The following is a 13789-nucleotide window of genomic DNA, read 5'->3' as shown; positions in this document are numbered from 1 at the left end:
CGCGTTCCGGCCATCTCCCCGTGACTCCAAGTTGTTGCCGATAGGTCGCCCTCGCGTCCTTGTCCCATGAGCCCCTATGCCTTTGCCGGTGTCGGGGCTCATTCTTTTCCCCACTTCACATGAGCTTGTACATGGCACAACATCCCCCGCGTGTAATCCGCGCCTACTCCCTTCCTGTCCCCCTGTTCGACCACCTCAAGGCCCTTCAACGCAGCCTCCGGCATGCCGCCGATATCGAAGCCGGTAAGCCGGCACGTGAAGGCGACCCACATTGGATCGACAACAGCCGCGCCCTCGCGCACCTCGTGCATCAGCACTTCCTCTTCTCCGTCGCAGCGGGGCAGTCCGGCATGCAACCTGCTGACTTTGCCGTGGCGCTCTACCAAGGCGACCTCAAGGCAGTCAAAGCCGATGAGGTGCATCGATGAGCCGCGTCCAGGTTAGCGACCAGTTCGGGGGCCAGCAACTCCAGACGTTCGCCCGTCCGGTGGCCGCGACGGAGCAAGCTGCGGCGCCCGAGCAAGAGACCCGATGGAAGGGCCTCGCCAATGTCTTCGCGCAGGGCGCGGGCCTCGCTGAGACGATCCGAGAGCAAGCCGAGGTGGACGAGAAAGCCGCCGCCAAGCAGTGGGCGCAGTCCATGACCGTAGGCGAACTCGGCAAGGCCATCAAGGAGGGCAAGATGATGCCCTCTCAGAGCCCCGTGTTTGTGGGCACCGTGCAGCACATATGGGGGGTCAACTCCCATGAGGCCGGCATGCGGGACCTCACCACGAAGCTCACGAAGGGGGAACTGAAGTTCAACTCCCCCGAGGAGGCTGACCAGTACCTCACGGAGTGGCGCAACTCCACGCTCGCCGGGCAGAGCACCTACGCCCGTGCAGGCTTCGACAAGGCGTATGCGCAGACCCGCGACCGCGTGATGGATCAGGTGTCCAAGATCAACGATGGCGTGTGGGTGGAGAACGCGAAGGGCCAAGCAACGGACTTCCTCGCGAACACCCTCAACACGGTCGCTGACCCCTCCTTCAAGGGGACCCCGCAGGAAGCCGCCACGGCCCTCATGCAGCAGTACCAACTGATGCGCCACACGATGACCCTGCCCGATGCCGCCGCGAAGGGTGCCATGGGGGACATGATCGTTCGCATGGCCGCGAGTGGTCGCAAGGACATCCTGGACGCCTTCCTCGAAACCGACATGGAGGGCATCGGCAAGGTCCGCAACTTCCTCGGCGAGACGAAGGCTCAGACCTACGCGAACCACGCGAAGACGGTGTTCGACGGGAATCAGCGCAAGCGCATGGATGATGAGGTCCTGCCGTTCTACCGGGACGCCGACAACGGCACCCTGAACGCCGAGAAGTTCGCCGCGTGGCACTCCGCCCCGGGCAACAAGGACTACATCTCCGCCGCCACGATCCACTCCATCGAGCGGGCCAACATGGCGGCCCTCGCCCGGCAGCAGAACGAACTGTTCAAGTCGCAGATCGCGGGCACCATCGCGGCGTCCCAAGCGGACGCTGAGAGGCGCGTGGAGGCGGCCCTCATGAATGGGCAATTGCCCACCGTGATGGGCACCAACAAGCCGCAGGTACTCGACAAGCACGGCGAGCCCAAGGACCTGTCCGACAAGGACGTGCAGGAGATGGCCGAGAAGATCGCCGTGAGGCGCACCGCAGGGATGCCATTCGAGCAACAGGTGGGCTTCTTCGCGCAGAACGGGCTGAAGAACCCGAATTGGGAAGCGACGATCCAGGCCGGCTTCTACAACCTCAACACCATCGGGGTGGACTCCAACGGGAAACCGAGGGGGACCCTGAACGAGTCCGGCAAGCAAGCCCTCGAACTGTTCAAGCAATTGAACCTCTACGGGGACTACGCCAAGAGCCTCATGCCCGAGAAGCAGTATCAGCGCTTCGACAACATCGCGTTCCTGACGAAGATGGGCCGCAGCGTGGATGATGCCGCAGGGGTCGCCACCGCCGTGGACATGCCCATCGTGGAGAACTCGGACGTGGACAAGCTGGTGAAGGGCGTGCGCTCGCAAGTCGGCAAGCTCCAGACGGACCCGTTCTACAAGTTCGACTGGGCGCAGCGCATGTGGGGCGACAACACGGTGGTCAACACCGCGCAGATGACCGGCACGCTCCGCCGCTACTCCGAACTCCTCGTGCATAGCGGGCAGTACCCGGATGCGCCGAGCGCCATCGAGGCAGCCTTCAAGTACATGGCCCGTCCAGAGGTGACCGCGAAGGTCAACGGCACTGTGTACCTCCGCACGGAGATGCCCAATGGCCCCCCGTCCAAGACGCAGGATGAATGGTTCGAGCGGTTCATCAACGAGGTCCCCAAGGCCCGCGCCAAGGAACTCTATGGGAAGCCCCACGAGGTGCGCCTTGAGTGGAACCCTGCCTCGCGTGCCTATCAGGCATATGTGGGCGTCATGCCCATGACGAACGCTGACAACTCGCTCGCGGTCTACTCGAAGGAGAACATCCAGAAGTGGTACGCCGCGAAGGAACAGGCCGACATCATGGAGGCCGCAGCGACCCGCAGCGCCCCCGCAGTGGCTGCCAAAGAGAGGACCGCCGACGATGCCCGCCGCGCCACGCGCAAGGGCGACATGCAGATGGCCGCCGACCGCGCCGATGCGATCAGCAACATGTTCACGCCGCGTAAGTCTGAGCGCCTGCCACAGATCGACATGATCGGCATCACCAACCCTAACCGCAACGCTCGCCCCGGACAGCCTCAGCGAAGCCCTTAGCGGCCTCCTGGCGCCCCGGTTCGGCGCAACCAATCGCAACCCACACGAGCCCCGCTCGGCGTCTCTATGGCGTCCTGCGGGGCTTTTCTTTTGTCCAACCTTCTCACTCCAAATGAAAGAACACATCCCACCGACCCCGACGGGCCAGCGCCTCACCAATGCAGCCGCCGTGGATCGCATCTTGAGGGCGCATCTGGTCTATGCCGTTAATCGCCGAGCGGCCCACGAGATGATGACCCTGGCGAGGCCCTCGGGTGCCCTTGCGCTGCACACCATCGACAACAAGGAGGGCGCAGCATGAGCATCGCCTTGCCCCGCCTTGCGCCCGCGATGGACACGTTTACGTTCGCCGTGACCGATACCATCATTATTTCGCTGCGGTCGATCATGCGCGACGGCGAGCCGTGGTTCATCGCCAAGGACGTTTGCGATGCGCTCGGGTACGTCAACGCCTCGAAGGCGCTGGCGGACCACGTGGAGCCCGAGGATTGGTCTAACGTTTCGTTAGGTCAACGTGGTCTTGGCTCCGTGAACATCATCAGCGAACCCGGCCTGTACTCGCTCATCAGCGGCAGCAAAAAGCCGGAGGCAAAGGCCTTCAAGCGGTGGGTCATGCGAGATGTCCTACCCACCATCCGCAAGCAGGGTGCCTACATCCAAGGCGCCGACAAGCTCAGCCCCGCCGCCCAGGAAGCCCTCTACAAGGGCATAAGGGGCCTCCTTGGGGAAGCCATTCGGCGGCACGACAAGGAGACCGAGCACGACCATTACCGATCCTTCACACGGCAGCGGGAGTTGTCCCGCCTGTCCGCTGAGAAGATCGCCCGGGAGATGGGCCTTTCTGTCGAAGCGATTGTGGTGGCAACGTCGAACGGCGTTGATGCGGGGATGGCGATCCTAATGAAGATCGGGCGCTAACTGGAGCGGGGTCGCTGTGGCGGCGGCCTCATATTCGTTTCACATTGTGAGATGCCCGTGAGAGTATCTGTCGAGTACCGCGCAGCCGCCGGCCCCCTCTTGCGCGAGCCCCTATGATCCCCTCCCGGCCGCCCTCAGGAGCCCCTCCATGCCCGCTACGCCTCACGAGTTCGCAGCGCTTACGGCCGCTTTCGAGAAAGCTCACTCGCGTCCCGCTCGGGCACTTGCTGAATTGCTCCTCGTGGGCAACGTGGCGCTTGAAGGACATGACTCCCTCGATGGTCCCATCGGGGACGCCTTTGAGGAGTTCGTGGTGAACTGCGCGGAGCAGCATGGCGTCTCACTGGCTGACTTCAAAGCGGCAGTGACGGCGCTAGGAAACCTGAGGGCGACGCTTGACGAACTCGATCAGTTGCCCGAGTAGCCTCCTTGCCCCGGTCGGCCAGGAGCAACAAGCCCGTCAGGGTTTTCCAGCGAACCGTAAGGCTGCAAGATGTTAAGCTCGCCTCGACTTCTAGTGGCCGAAACCTCTACCCAAGGTTGAGGGCGCGACAAGCGTCGTGGCGCGAGCCTAGGCCCCTAGAACTCACCCTTTTCCGAAGCGAAACGGCCAAACCGCAAAACGCCGTGCTGCCGCCGAGTTCAGCCGGTGCGGAGCTTCGTTCTGAAGTGCCCGCCTCACAATGTGTTCCCCCAAGGCGATCTTATGTGGTGCGCAGCCCGGAACCTTGTCATGCAGGTTCCGTTTGAACCCCACTGTGCCCACCAACAGATCGTTCAGTTGAATCAGGTCGCATCCTTTTGAATCACGAAAGTGGAGCCGCTTGAAGGGTTGCCCATTGATGCCCCACTTCGCCAAGTCACTGTTGAGCATGGGCCGCATTTGCTCGGGGTTGTGCTTCGTGGTCCTGTCGTCCAAGTACACGTGAAGGTCGTGACTACGACCATAGCGGCGGCCGAATTTGTGAAGCATCAACTGATAGATGAGCTTGTTGAAGCCGAGGTCCCGTTGTCCACCGTTGTACTTGTGATGGTTGAAGGTGAACGTGTCCACGTATAGAGCGCAGAAGTGCATCTCGTCGGCTGCGCTCGCATCAAAGAACACGTCTACGTATTCACGGTAGAAGTCCAACTTGCTCTTGCTCACCTTCGTCCACTTGACCTCCCCGAAGGTCTGATGCCGGTCCCTAACCGCCTTGATTCGTCGCAGCACGTCCGGCACCAGTGCGCTATTCAACGTGACGCCGCCAAGGGCCATGTATCGGTGATCGTTCGCGCAACTCTCGTCTGCATAGACGTGAAAGGTACTCATGGCCTTGAATTGTCGATGAGTGCCGGACGTTGGCAATAAACAACACCTTCTCAATGGGTCTTTGGTTCATATTATGAGCAGACTGTGGCCGCCCGCCGCGGCGATCTCCAGGGCGCGCTTGGCGGCGGCGTGGCCCTTGATCTCGGCCAGATCCGGCTGCGCCAGGGCCGGCGCCGCCGGCGCGGGGCGGACGCGCGCCCACCCGTCGTTCTCCGGCGCGGGCGCGTCCGGCAAAGGGAGAAAGCGGCGCACCACATCGAGCAGGTGCTGCGCACCGTAGATTTCCGTGTCCGGCACCAGCGCCGCCTCCTGCGCGCTCTCGGCCGGAAGCACCAGCCGGACCGCGGACGGCTTCCCGCGCAGGGCCAGCGCCATCGCCAGCGCACCACGCACAGGCCGCAAATGCCCTGAAAGCGAGAGTTCCCCGGCGAACTCGTGCCCCGCCAGCCGCGGCGCCTCGATCTGCCCGCTGGCCGCCAGGATGCCCAGCGCGATGGGCAGATCGAAGCGCCCCGAGTCCTTGGGCAGGTCGGCCGGGGCCAGGTTGACCGTGATCCGCTTGTTGCTGGGGAATTCCAGGCCGGCATTCTGGATGGCCGAACGCACCCGCTCCCGTGCCTCCTTGACCTCCACATCCGCCAATCCGACCAGCGTGAAGCTGGGCAGACCGTTGGCCAGATGCACCTCAACCGTGACATTGGCGGCCTCCAGGCCGATCAAGGCGCGGCTTTGCACCAAAGACAGACTCATTTCACTCCCTTTCACCAGGATGGTGCGCCCATCCTTTGTTCATGACGCGGTCATGCACCTTCTCAGGCGCCGCTGCCGCGGATTTAACCATTTGGCACGCTCCCTGCTTTGCAACGGTATCCAACCATTTCAAAACCGACCGAGGAGTCTCTCGATGATGCACCGCCGAATCGCCTCTGCCCTGGCCGTTGCTGCCTTGGGCGCCCTGCCCATGCTGGCAAGCGCCCAACTGACGGGCAACGTGGCGCTGACCTCCAACTACAAGTTCCGCGGCCAGGACCAGGACGTGCTCGGCTCCAACGACTTCGCCAAGACCAAGAGCTTCAAGCCGGCCATCCAGGGCGGCTTCGACTATGCCTTCGGAGAAACGGGCTTCTACATCGGCAACTGGAACTCCAGCGTCAACTGGCTCAATGGAAACTCCATCGAAAGCGACATCTACGGCGGCTACAAGTTCAAGGCCGGCCCCTTCGACATGGACGTGGGCGCCCTGACCTACATCTACCCGGGCAACTCCCGCGGCAACACCACCGAGCTGTACGGCGCGGCCACCTGGGCCGACGAGGCGGTGGGCGCCTTCACCCTGAAGTACTCTCACACCGTCTCCAAGGACTACTTCAACTACGCCGGCCACAAGGACGGCTCGGGCCTGAAAGGGCGGAACACCGGCTACCTGAACCTGAGCTACACCAAGGAGATCGTGCCCAAGGTGACGCTGAAGGCGGCGCTGGGCTACACGCGCATGAGCAGCGACATCCGCAGCCTGGGCTACAGGAGCTACGTGGACTACAACGTGGGCGCCTCCTACGACTTCGGCAACGGCCTGTCGCTGGCCGGCTCGGTGCAGGGCGCCAACAAGAAGAGCTCGTACCTGCTGGTGGCCGACCCGGGCATCGACCTGGGCTTCGGACCGATCGGCCAGCGCACCTGGTCGCCCAACAAGGCGCGCTTCATCGTCACGCTGACCAAGACGCTCTGAAGAAGCGCGCGGTCCATCATCCATCCTGAGGAGCAACACATGAGATCGACGGGGGAACCATCATGAAGCTGGTCACAGCCATCATCAAACCTTTCAAGCTCGACGAGGTGCGCGAGGCGCTGTCCGCCATCGGCGTGCAGGGCATCACCGTGACCGAGGTCAAGGGCTTCGGCCGCCAGAAGGGCCACACCGAGCTGTACCGCGGCGCGGAGTACGTGGTCGACTTCCTGCCCAAGGTCAAGATCGAGGCCGCCGTGGCCGACGACCTGGTCGAGCGCGTGATCGAGGCGGTCGAGGCCGCCGCGCGCACCGGCAAGATCGGCGACGGCAAGATCTTCGTCTACGACCTGGAGCAGGTCGTGCGCATCCGCACCGGCGAGACGGGCCGCGAGGCGCTTTGATCCGAGGTACGAAAGAAAACACGCAAATGAAAAAATTCCTCGCCTCCCTGGCCCTCGGCCTGAGCCTGATGGCAGCCGGCACGGCCGGCTTCGCCCAGACTCCGCCCGCGTCGGCCGAAGCACCGGCGGCCACCGCCCCTGCCGCGGCATCGCCCACCGCGCCGGCCGACGCGGCGGCGGCGCCCGCTCCCGCCACGGCCGCTGCCGCCGCCGCGGCGCCCGCGCCCTCGTTCAACAAGGGCGACACCGGCTGGATGCTGCTGTCGACGCTGCTGGTCATCATGATGACGATCCCTGGCCTGGCCCTGTTCTACGGCGGCCTGGTGCGCAGCAAGAACATGCTGTCGGTGCTGATGCAGGTCATGGTCACCTTCTCGATGATCGTGGTGCTGTGGCTGGTCTACGGCTACAGCCTGGCCTTCACCGAAGGCAACGCCTTCATCGGCGGCTTCGATCGCCTGTTCATGAAGGGCATCTTCGACCCGGCGACCGGCACCTTCGCGCCGGGCGCGACCTTCAGCAAGGGCGTCTACATTCCCGAACTGCTGTTCGCCGCCTTCCAGGCCACCTTCGCCGGCATCACCTGCTGCCTGATCGTGGGCGCCTTCGCCGAGCGCATCAAGTTCTCGGCCGTGCTGCTGTTCATGGTGATCTGGTTCACCTTCAGCTACGCACCGCTGGCCCACATGGTCTGGTTCTGGATGGGCCCGGACGCCTACGCCAGCAAGGACGTGGTCGATGCGATGAATGCCAAGGCCGGCCTGATCTGGCAATGGGGCGCGCTCGACTTCGCCGGCGGCACCGTGGTGCACATCAACGCCGCGGTCGCGGGCCTGGTCGGCGCCTTCCTGGTCGGCAAGCGCATCGGCTACGGCAAGGAAGCCTTCACGCCGCACTCGCTGACGCTCACGATGGTCGGCGCCTCGCTGCTGTGGGTGGGCTGGTTCGGCTTCAACGCGGGCTCCGCGCTCGAAGCAGGCACCAGCGCAGTACTGGCCTTCATGAACACCTTCTCGGCCACGGCCGCGGCGGTGCTGGCCTGGTCCATCGGCGAAGCGCTGATGCGCGGCAAGGCCTCCATGCTGGGTGCCGCCTCGGGTGCGGTTGCCGGCCTGGTCGCGATCACCCCGGCCGCCGGCAACGTGGGCCTGATGGGCGCGATCGTGATCGGCTTCGTCGCCGGCTTCGCCTGCCTGTGGGGCGTCAACGGCCTCAAGAAGATGCTGGGCGCGGACGACTCGCTGGACGTGTTCGGCGTGCATGGCGTGGGCGGCATCGTCGGCGCCTTGCTCACCGGCGTGTTCAACACGCAGGCGCTGGGCGGCCCCGGCCTGGTGGGTGACTGGGTCACGGCCAGCGTCACCTCCAACGGGATCGGCGCGCAGGTGTGGATCCAGCTCAAGGGCGTGCTGCTGACCATCGTCTGGTCCGGCGTGGTTTCCTTCATCGCCTACAAGATCGTGGACCTCACGATCGGCCTGCGGGTCAGCGAAGAGGAAGAGCGCGAGGGCCTGGACATCTCGGCCCACGGCGAAACCGCCTACAACCGCTGAGCACGGCGCGGGCCGCCGAGCGCGGCCCGCATCAAGCACGGCACGACGAATCAACGAACCGATTTCAGTTTCATCAAGGCAAGTCTCCTTTGGATGTTCGGCCCGCAAGCGCATCGCGCGAGCGGGCTTTTTTTTCGCCTAAGCTAAGGGCATGTGGACCTCCTTGAACGACAGCCTCTGCGAGCTCGGCGAATCGCCTTTCTGGCACCCGCAGGAGCGATCGCTCTACTGGCTGGACATCCCGGGCCGCACCGTGTTGCGCACGCGGGGAGAGATCGGCAATGCCACGGTGGAGCGCTGGCCATTGCCGACCGAACCCGGCTGCATGGCGCCTGCCGCGAGCGGGGGCCTGGTGATCGCGTTGCGCGATGGCATCTATCGCGCACCGGCCTGGGGCGGCCCGCTCACGCTGCTGGCCCGCGTGGACCATGACGTGCGCACCATGCGCTTCAACGACGGCAAGTGCGATCCGCAAGGCCGCTTCTGGGCCGGCACGATCAACGAAGCCAAGGACCGGGCCAGCGCCGCGCTCTACTGCCTCGATGCACGCGGCGGCACACCGCGGCTCGAGCGCATGGCGCAGGGCGTCACCACCGCCAACGGCCTGGCTTTCGCGCCCGATGCCCGCACGCTCTACTGGGCCGACACGCCCGCCCACCGCGTGAGTGCGTGGGACTGGGATGCCGAGGCCAACCGGCTTTCGCATGAACGCGTGTTCCGCCAGTTCGAGCCGAAGTCGAACTCTCCTTATCAGGGCCGGCCCGACGGGGCGACCGTGGACGCGCAGGGTCACTACTGGGCGGCGATGTTCGAGGGTGGCCAGTTGCTCCGCCTGTCGCCCGCGGGCGAACAGGTCGCGGCGCTGCCCGTGCCGGTGCAGTGTCCCACCATGCCCTGCTTCGGCGGCGAGGACCTGCGCACTCTGTTCGTCACCAGCGCGCGGCGTGGGCGGCCCGCGGACGAGCTCGCGCGCCTGCCAGCGTCGGGACAGGTCCTCGCGATGCGGACCGAAGTGTCAGGACTGCCCGTGCGCTTCTTCCGGGAATAGGCCTGCAACACGGCGTTACGATCGGGCACATGGATCCAGCCATTCGCCAGATCAGCGACCGCATCCGCGCCGCCGCCGCCGACCGCACCGTGCTTTGCATCCGCGGCACCGACAGCAAGTACTTCTATGGCGAGCCGACGCAGGGTGAAGCGCTCGCCACCACGCCGCTCACCGGGATCACCAGCTACGAACCTAGCGAACTCGTCGTGACGGTCCGCGCCGGCACGCCGCTGGCGGAACTCGAGGCCGTGCTGGCCGAGAAGGGCCAGTGCCTGCCCTTCGAGCCGCCGCGCTTCGGCGACGGCGGCACTGTCGGTGGCATGGTGGCGGCCGGCCTGAGCGGCCCGGCGCGCGCCAGTGTGGGTGCGGTGCGCGACTATGTGCTCGGCGCACAGATGCTCAACGGCCGCGGCGAACTGCTGAACTTCGGCGGCCAGGTCATGAAGAACGTCGCCGGCTACGACGTCTCGCGCGTACTGGCCGGCTCGCTGGGCACGCTGGGCGTGATCACCGAGGTCAGCCTCAAGGTGCTGCCCGTCGCGCCGGCCGAGGCCACGCTGGTTTTCGACTGCGACCAGGCCGACGCGCTGCGCCTGCTCAGCGGCTGGGGCGGCCAGCCGCTGCCGCTCAACGCGAGCCGCTGGACCCTCGATCGGGACCAGGGCCGTCTCTGGCTGCGCTTGCGCGGTGCCGCCGCCGCAGTGGCCGCCGCCTGCAAGCGCCTTGGGGGCGAACGGCAGGCCAACGAAGACGCCCGCGCCGACTGGACGGCCACGCGGAACCTGCGCCTGTCCTGGTTCGATGCGCCGGAGGCACGCGAACTGTGGCGCCTGTCGGTGCCGCAAACTGCGCCGGTGCTGGAGCTGACGCTGAGAGAGCCGCCTCTGATCGAATGGCATGGTGCGCAGCGCTGGTACCTCGCGGCACCCGGCGAGGGCGAGCAAGTCAGGGAGGCGGCGCGCGCTGCAGGGGGCCATGCCACACTGTTCATGCCCGCGTATCGCGCCAGCACCGAGATGCCCCGCTTCGATGCTCTGAGCGCGCCCTTGCGGCGCATTCACGAGGCACTGATGCGGGAGTTCGATCCCCACGCCGTGTTCGACCGCGCGCGGCTCCTCCCCCCTGCTTGAGATGCAAACCGAACTCGCTCCCGAATTTCAGGGCACGCCCGAGGGCCAGGAGGCCGAGGCCATCCTGCGCAAGTGCGTGCACTGCGGCTTTTGCACCGCGACCTGCCCCACCTACCAGCTGCTGGGCGACGAACTCGACGGGCCGCGCGGGCGCATCTACCTGATCAAGCAGGTGCTCGAAGGCAAGGCGCCGACGCGCAGCACGCAGCTTCACCTGGATCGCTGCCTTACCTGCCGCAACTGCGAGAGCACCTGTCCCTCCGGCGTGCAGTACGGCCACCTCGTCGACATCGGCCGGAAGATCGTCGACGAGAAGGTCTCGCGCCCCGCGCTCGAAGGTGCCCTGCGCTGGACGCTGAAGGAGGCGCTGCCTTCACCGCTCTTCGGCCCCGCGATGAAGCTGGGCCAGTCGGTGCGCGGCCTGCTGCCGAAGAAGCTCAAGGCCAAGGTGCCTGCGCCGCAGCCTGCCGGCGAATGGCCCGCGCGCAGCCACGCGCGCAAGATGTTGATGCTGGCCGGCTGCGTGCAGCCCTCGATGGCGCCCAACATCAACAGCGCGACCGCACGCGTGCTCGATGCCGCGGGCATCGAGGCGGTGGTCGCGCCGGCTGCGGGTTGCTGTGGCGCGGTGAAGTTCCACCTGAACGACCAGAAGGGCGGCAAGGTGCAGATGCGCGCCAACATCGATGCCTGGTGGCCGCAGGTGGAAAGCGGCGCGGTGGAGGCGATCGTCATGAACGCTTCGGGCTGCGGCGTGACCGTGCGCGAATACGGCCATCTGCTGCGCGACGAGCCCGCCTATGCGCAGAAGGCCGCGCGCATCAGCGCGCTCACGCGCGATCTGAGCGAATTGCTGCCCGACCTGGTTCCCTTGCTGAAGGATCGGGTGAAGGCGCCACCGGGCGTCGTTGCCTACCACCCGCCCTGCACGCTGCAGCACGGCCAGAAGCTGCGCGGCGGCGTCGAGGAGGGCCTGCGCGCGCTGGGCTTCGACATCCAGGTCGCGCAATACGAATCGCACCTGTGCTGCGGCTCGGCCGGCACCTATTCCGTGCTGCAGCCCGAACTGGCCTTTGCGCTGCGCGACCGCAAGCTCGGCCACCTGGATGCGATGAGGCCGAAGGCCATCATCTCGGCCAACATCGGCTGCATCACACACCTGCAAAGCGGCAGTGCGCTACCGGTGCGGCATTGGGTGGAAGTGCTGGACGAGGCCCTGGGCCTCAGCGCACGGGCGTGATCTTGCGCACGAGATACGAGGAAACGACATAGAGATCGCCGTCGCGGTCGGCCGTCACGTCGACAAGATCGCTGAACTGCGCGGCAGCCCCGATGCCGTCGGCCGAGCCGGGTGTCGAAGAGCCGGCGATCGTCGTGACTACACCGTCCGGCGTGATCTTGCGTATCGCGTTGTTGCCCGCATCCGCGACGTAGACATTTCCACTCGTGTCCACTGCGAGCCCCCACGGCTCCTTGAATCTGGCGGCGGCGAGAGTCCCATCGACAAAGCCAGGTGTGGTTGAGCCGGCGAGGGTGGTGACGATCCCATCGGGTGTGATTTTGCGGATCAAGTGATTGCCATCCGCCACATAGATATTGCCGTCGGGGCCCACTCTCAGGCTGCTTGGCGGCCCGAACGACGCGGCCGTGCCTTGGCCGTCGGTCGAGCCTTGGGTTCCAGAGCCCGCCAGGGTGGTGACCATGCCGGCGGGTGTGATCTTGCGAATCACGTTGTTGCCGCCATCGAGTACGTACAGGTTCCCGCCGGCATCGATGTCCAGGCTCCAAGGTCGGTTGAAACGCGCATTGGTACCGATGCCATCGACGAGGCCCGGGCTTGTCGAGCCCGCCCACGTGCTGACCTCGCCGGCGGGCGAGATCTTGCGGATCATGTTGTTGCCGTAGTCCGCCACATAGATATTGCCGCCGGCATCCACCGCCACGCCAGCGGGCCCGCTGAACCGTGCGGCAGCGCCGGTGGCATCGGCATAACCGGCGGTCGGCGAGCCAGCCACGGTGCCGACGACGCCGGCCGGCGAGATTTTTCGGATCATGTTGTTCCCGCCATCCGCGAGGTAGAGGTTGCCACCGGCGTCGACCGTGACAGCAAGCAGGTCGTTGAACGATGCCGCGGTACCGCTGCCATCATTCGAGCCGGCCGTTCCCGTGCCTGCGAAGGTCGACACGCGCGCCTGTGCTTCGGCGCAACTCACCGACACGCTGGTCACATTCGCGGTGGCCGTGCCGTTGCCCTGGGCGACGCTGCAGTTCTGCCATGAAGGCTGCGTGCCGACGGTGACTGCATAGTCCGTGTTGAAAGCCAGTGGCGTGGCGAAGCTGAACGGGCCGTTGGCTGTCAGGGTCAGCGCATCGCCGCCGTTGTCCAGCAGAACCAGTTTGGTGTGGGTGGCCAGCCCCGCGAGGGTGCCGCCGATCGTATGGGTCGGGGGTGCGCTCTCCACCGGGTCGGCGCTCGAAGGCGGCGTCCCCGTCGTGTCGGATGCCGTCGCCGTCGCATCGGGTGGCGTGGCCGCCGCTACAGGGGCGCTTGCTGCCGCGGCCAGCATGCTGCAAGTCGTGCAGCCGCGATCGCCGCCGCCGCCGCACGCCGCGAGAAGCACGCAGAGTACGGCTGCGGTGAAGCGGCGAAGAGATCCAGCGAGAAATTCAGTCATGGGAATGCCACGTGAAGGCCAAGATCGGGACCCGAGTGTGGCGAAGGCTTGCAGCCCTCCTTGCGCTTCGCGACCTTTCGTCAGATTTGTGTCAACTTCCGCAAAGTGGCTCGCGCGTTGGGATGACGGCTCCGTCGCACAAGCAAGGAAGCGTTGTTCCGACCCTGAAATGACGCGGGCGCAGCGAAGATGCGCCTTTCTTTCACTTTGGGAGCAAGAAGATGCGCAACCTCTTCTTTGGCCGACCAGGCTTGTG

The 13789-nt window shown here is 65.5% G+C and carries 13 protein-coding genes and 1 pseudogene; 11 read left to right on the top strand and 3 right to left on the bottom strand.

Annotated features, from left to right (window positions below; all coding sequences use genetic code 11):
• The first annotated feature begins 131 nt into the window (after nt 1-131).
• The 5 genes from ABEA07_RS26860 (at nt 132) to ABEA07_RS26840 (ending at nt 4109) form a co-directional block, all read left to right on the top strand.
• Nucleotides 132-428, top strand: coding sequence for a hypothetical protein (locus ABEA07_RS26860; RefSeq protein ID WP_345541744.1), 297 nt, complete (start codon nt 132-134; stop codon nt 426-428).
• On the top strand, nt 425-2767 hold the full coding sequence (locus ABEA07_RS26855) for a hypothetical protein (RefSeq protein ID WP_345541743.1): 2343 nt from the start codon (nt 425-427) through the stop codon (nt 2765-2767). Before ABEA07_RS26860 ends, ABEA07_RS26855 begins: the two co-directional genes overlap by 4 nt.
• 112 nt (nt 2768-2879) lie before the next feature.
• Nucleotides 2880-3068, top strand: coding sequence for a hypothetical protein (locus tag ABEA07_RS26850; RefSeq protein ID WP_345541741.1), 189 nt, complete (start codon nt 2880-2882; stop codon nt 3066-3068).
• Entirely contained in the window at nt 3065-3685 is a 621-nt protein-coding gene (locus ABEA07_RS26845; protein ID WP_345541740.1) for a BRO-N domain-containing protein, read from the top strand. The genes ABEA07_RS26850 and ABEA07_RS26845 overlap by 4 nt, the downstream gene beginning before the upstream one ends.
• Nucleotides 3686-3833: 148 nt before the next feature.
• Nucleotides 3834-4109, top strand: a complete 276-nt coding sequence (locus ABEA07_RS26840) for a hypothetical protein (protein ID WP_345541739.1) — start codon at nt 3834-3836, stop codon at nt 4107-4109.
• A 162-nt stretch (nt 4110-4271) separates the two neighbouring features.
• On the opposite strand, the gene ABEA07_RS26835 is transcribed toward ABEA07_RS26840, so the two are convergent.
• On the bottom strand, nt 4272-4997 hold the full coding sequence (locus ABEA07_RS26835) for a DUF3800 domain-containing protein (RefSeq protein WP_345541738.1): 726 nt from the start codon (nt 4995-4997) through the stop codon (nt 4272-4274).
• A gap of 69 nt (nt 4998-5066) precedes the next feature.
• Nucleotides 5067-5747, bottom strand: a pseudogene (locus ABEA07_RS26830) (magnesium chelatase domain-containing protein); the annotation flags it as partial.
• 154 nt (nt 5748-5901) lie between these two features.
• Here ABEA07_RS26830 and ABEA07_RS26825 point away from each other — a divergent pair.
• From ABEA07_RS26825 to glcF, 6 genes are all read left to right on the top strand, one after another.
• On the top strand, nt 5902-6726 hold the full coding sequence (locus tag ABEA07_RS26825; protein ID WP_345541737.1) for a TorF family putative porin: 825 nt from the start codon (nt 5902-5904) through the stop codon (nt 6724-6726).
• Between the two features lie 62 nt (nt 6727-6788).
• On the top strand, nt 6789-7127 hold the full coding sequence (gene glnK / locus ABEA07_RS26820; protein ID WP_077000246.1) for a P-II family nitrogen regulator: 339 nt from the start codon (nt 6789-6791) through the stop codon (nt 7125-7127).
• Nucleotides 7128-7153: 26 nt separating this feature from the next.
• On the top strand, nt 7154-8680 hold the full coding sequence (locus ABEA07_RS26815) for an ammonium transporter (protein WP_345541735.1): 1527 nt from the start codon (nt 7154-7156) through the stop codon (nt 8678-8680).
• A gap of 151 nt (nt 8681-8831) precedes the next feature.
• Nucleotides 8832-9728, top strand: a complete 897-nt coding sequence (locus tag ABEA07_RS26810) for an SMP-30/gluconolactonase/LRE family protein (protein WP_345541734.1) — start codon at nt 8832-8834, stop codon at nt 9726-9728.
• A gap of 29 nt (nt 9729-9757) precedes the next feature.
• Nucleotides 9758-10858, top strand: a complete 1101-nt coding sequence (glcE, locus tag ABEA07_RS26805) for a glycolate oxidase subunit GlcE (protein WP_345541733.1) — start codon at nt 9758-9760, stop codon at nt 10856-10858.
• Nucleotide 10859: 1 nt separating this feature from the next.
• Nucleotides 10860-12098: a glycolate oxidase subunit GlcF gene (gene glcF, locus ABEA07_RS26800; RefSeq protein ID WP_345541731.1), complete on the top strand. Its 1239-nt coding sequence runs from the start codon at nt 10860-10862 to the stop codon at nt 12096-12098.
• Here glcF and ABEA07_RS26795 read toward each other — a convergent pair.
• Nucleotides 12082-13533, bottom strand: a complete 1452-nt coding sequence (locus tag ABEA07_RS26795; protein ID WP_345541730.1) for an NHL repeat-containing protein — start codon at nt 13531-13533, stop codon at nt 12082-12084. The two genes, glcF and ABEA07_RS26795, sit on opposite strands and share 17 nt — an antisense overlap.
• Nucleotides 13534-13789: the final 256 nt, after the last annotated feature.

The sequence above is a fragment of the Variovorax defluvii genome (assembly GCF_039541515.1).
Lineage (GTDB): Bacteria > Pseudomonadota > Gammaproteobacteria > Burkholderiales > Burkholderiaceae_C > Variovorax > Variovorax defluvii.
The sequence above is the reverse complement of the archived record's forward strand: the minus strand, read 5'-3'. Positions and strand labels throughout refer to the sequence as shown.

What these genes read in the sequence shown, in the direction of transcription:
- ABEA07_RS26850 (WP_345541741.1), top strand. Translation starts at nt 2,880, where the DNA reads ATGAAAGAACACATCCCACCGACCCCGACGGGCCAGCGCCTCACCAAT.
- ABEA07_RS26855 (WP_345541743.1), top strand. Translation starts at nt 425, where the DNA reads ATGAGCCGCGTCCAGGTTAGCGACCAGTTCGGGGGCCAGCAACTCCAG.
- ABEA07_RS26845 (WP_345541740.1), top strand. Translation starts at nt 3,065, where the DNA reads ATGAGCATCGCCTTGCCCCGCCTTGCGCCCGCGATGGACACGTTTACG.
- glnK (WP_077000246.1), top strand. Translation starts at nt 6,789, where the DNA reads ATGAAGCTGGTCACAGCCATCATCAAACCTTTCAAGCTCGACGAGGTG.
- ABEA07_RS26860 (WP_345541744.1), top strand. Translation starts at nt 132, where the DNA reads ATGGCACAACATCCCCCGCGTGTAATCCGCGCCTACTCCCTTCCTGTC.
- glcE (WP_345541733.1), top strand. Translation starts at nt 9,758, where the DNA reads ATGGATCCAGCCATTCGCCAGATCAGCGACCGCATCCGCGCCGCCGCC.
- ABEA07_RS26815 (WP_345541735.1), top strand. Translation starts at nt 7,154, where the DNA reads ATGAAAAAATTCCTCGCCTCCCTGGCCCTCGGCCTGAGCCTGATGGCA.
- ABEA07_RS26795 (WP_345541730.1), bottom strand. Translation starts at nt 13,533, where the DNA reads ATGACTGAATTTCTCGCTGGATCTCTTCGCCGCTTCACCGCAGCCGTA.
- ABEA07_RS26810 (WP_345541734.1), top strand. Translation starts at nt 8,832, where the DNA reads ATGTGGACCTCCTTGAACGACAGCCTCTGCGAGCTCGGCGAATCGCCT.
- ABEA07_RS26840 (WP_345541739.1), top strand. Translation starts at nt 3,834, where the DNA reads ATGCCCGCTACGCCTCACGAGTTCGCAGCGCTTACGGCCGCTTTCGAG.
- glcF (WP_345541731.1), top strand. Translation starts at nt 10,860, where the DNA reads ATGCAAACCGAACTCGCTCCCGAATTTCAGGGCACGCCCGAGGGCCAG.
- ABEA07_RS26835 (WP_345541738.1), bottom strand. Translation starts at nt 4,997, where the DNA reads ATGAGTACCTTTCACGTCTATGCAGACGAGAGTTGCGCGAACGATCAC.
- ABEA07_RS26825 (WP_345541737.1), top strand. Translation starts at nt 5,902, where the DNA reads ATGATGCACCGCCGAATCGCCTCTGCCCTGGCCGTTGCTGCCTTGGGC.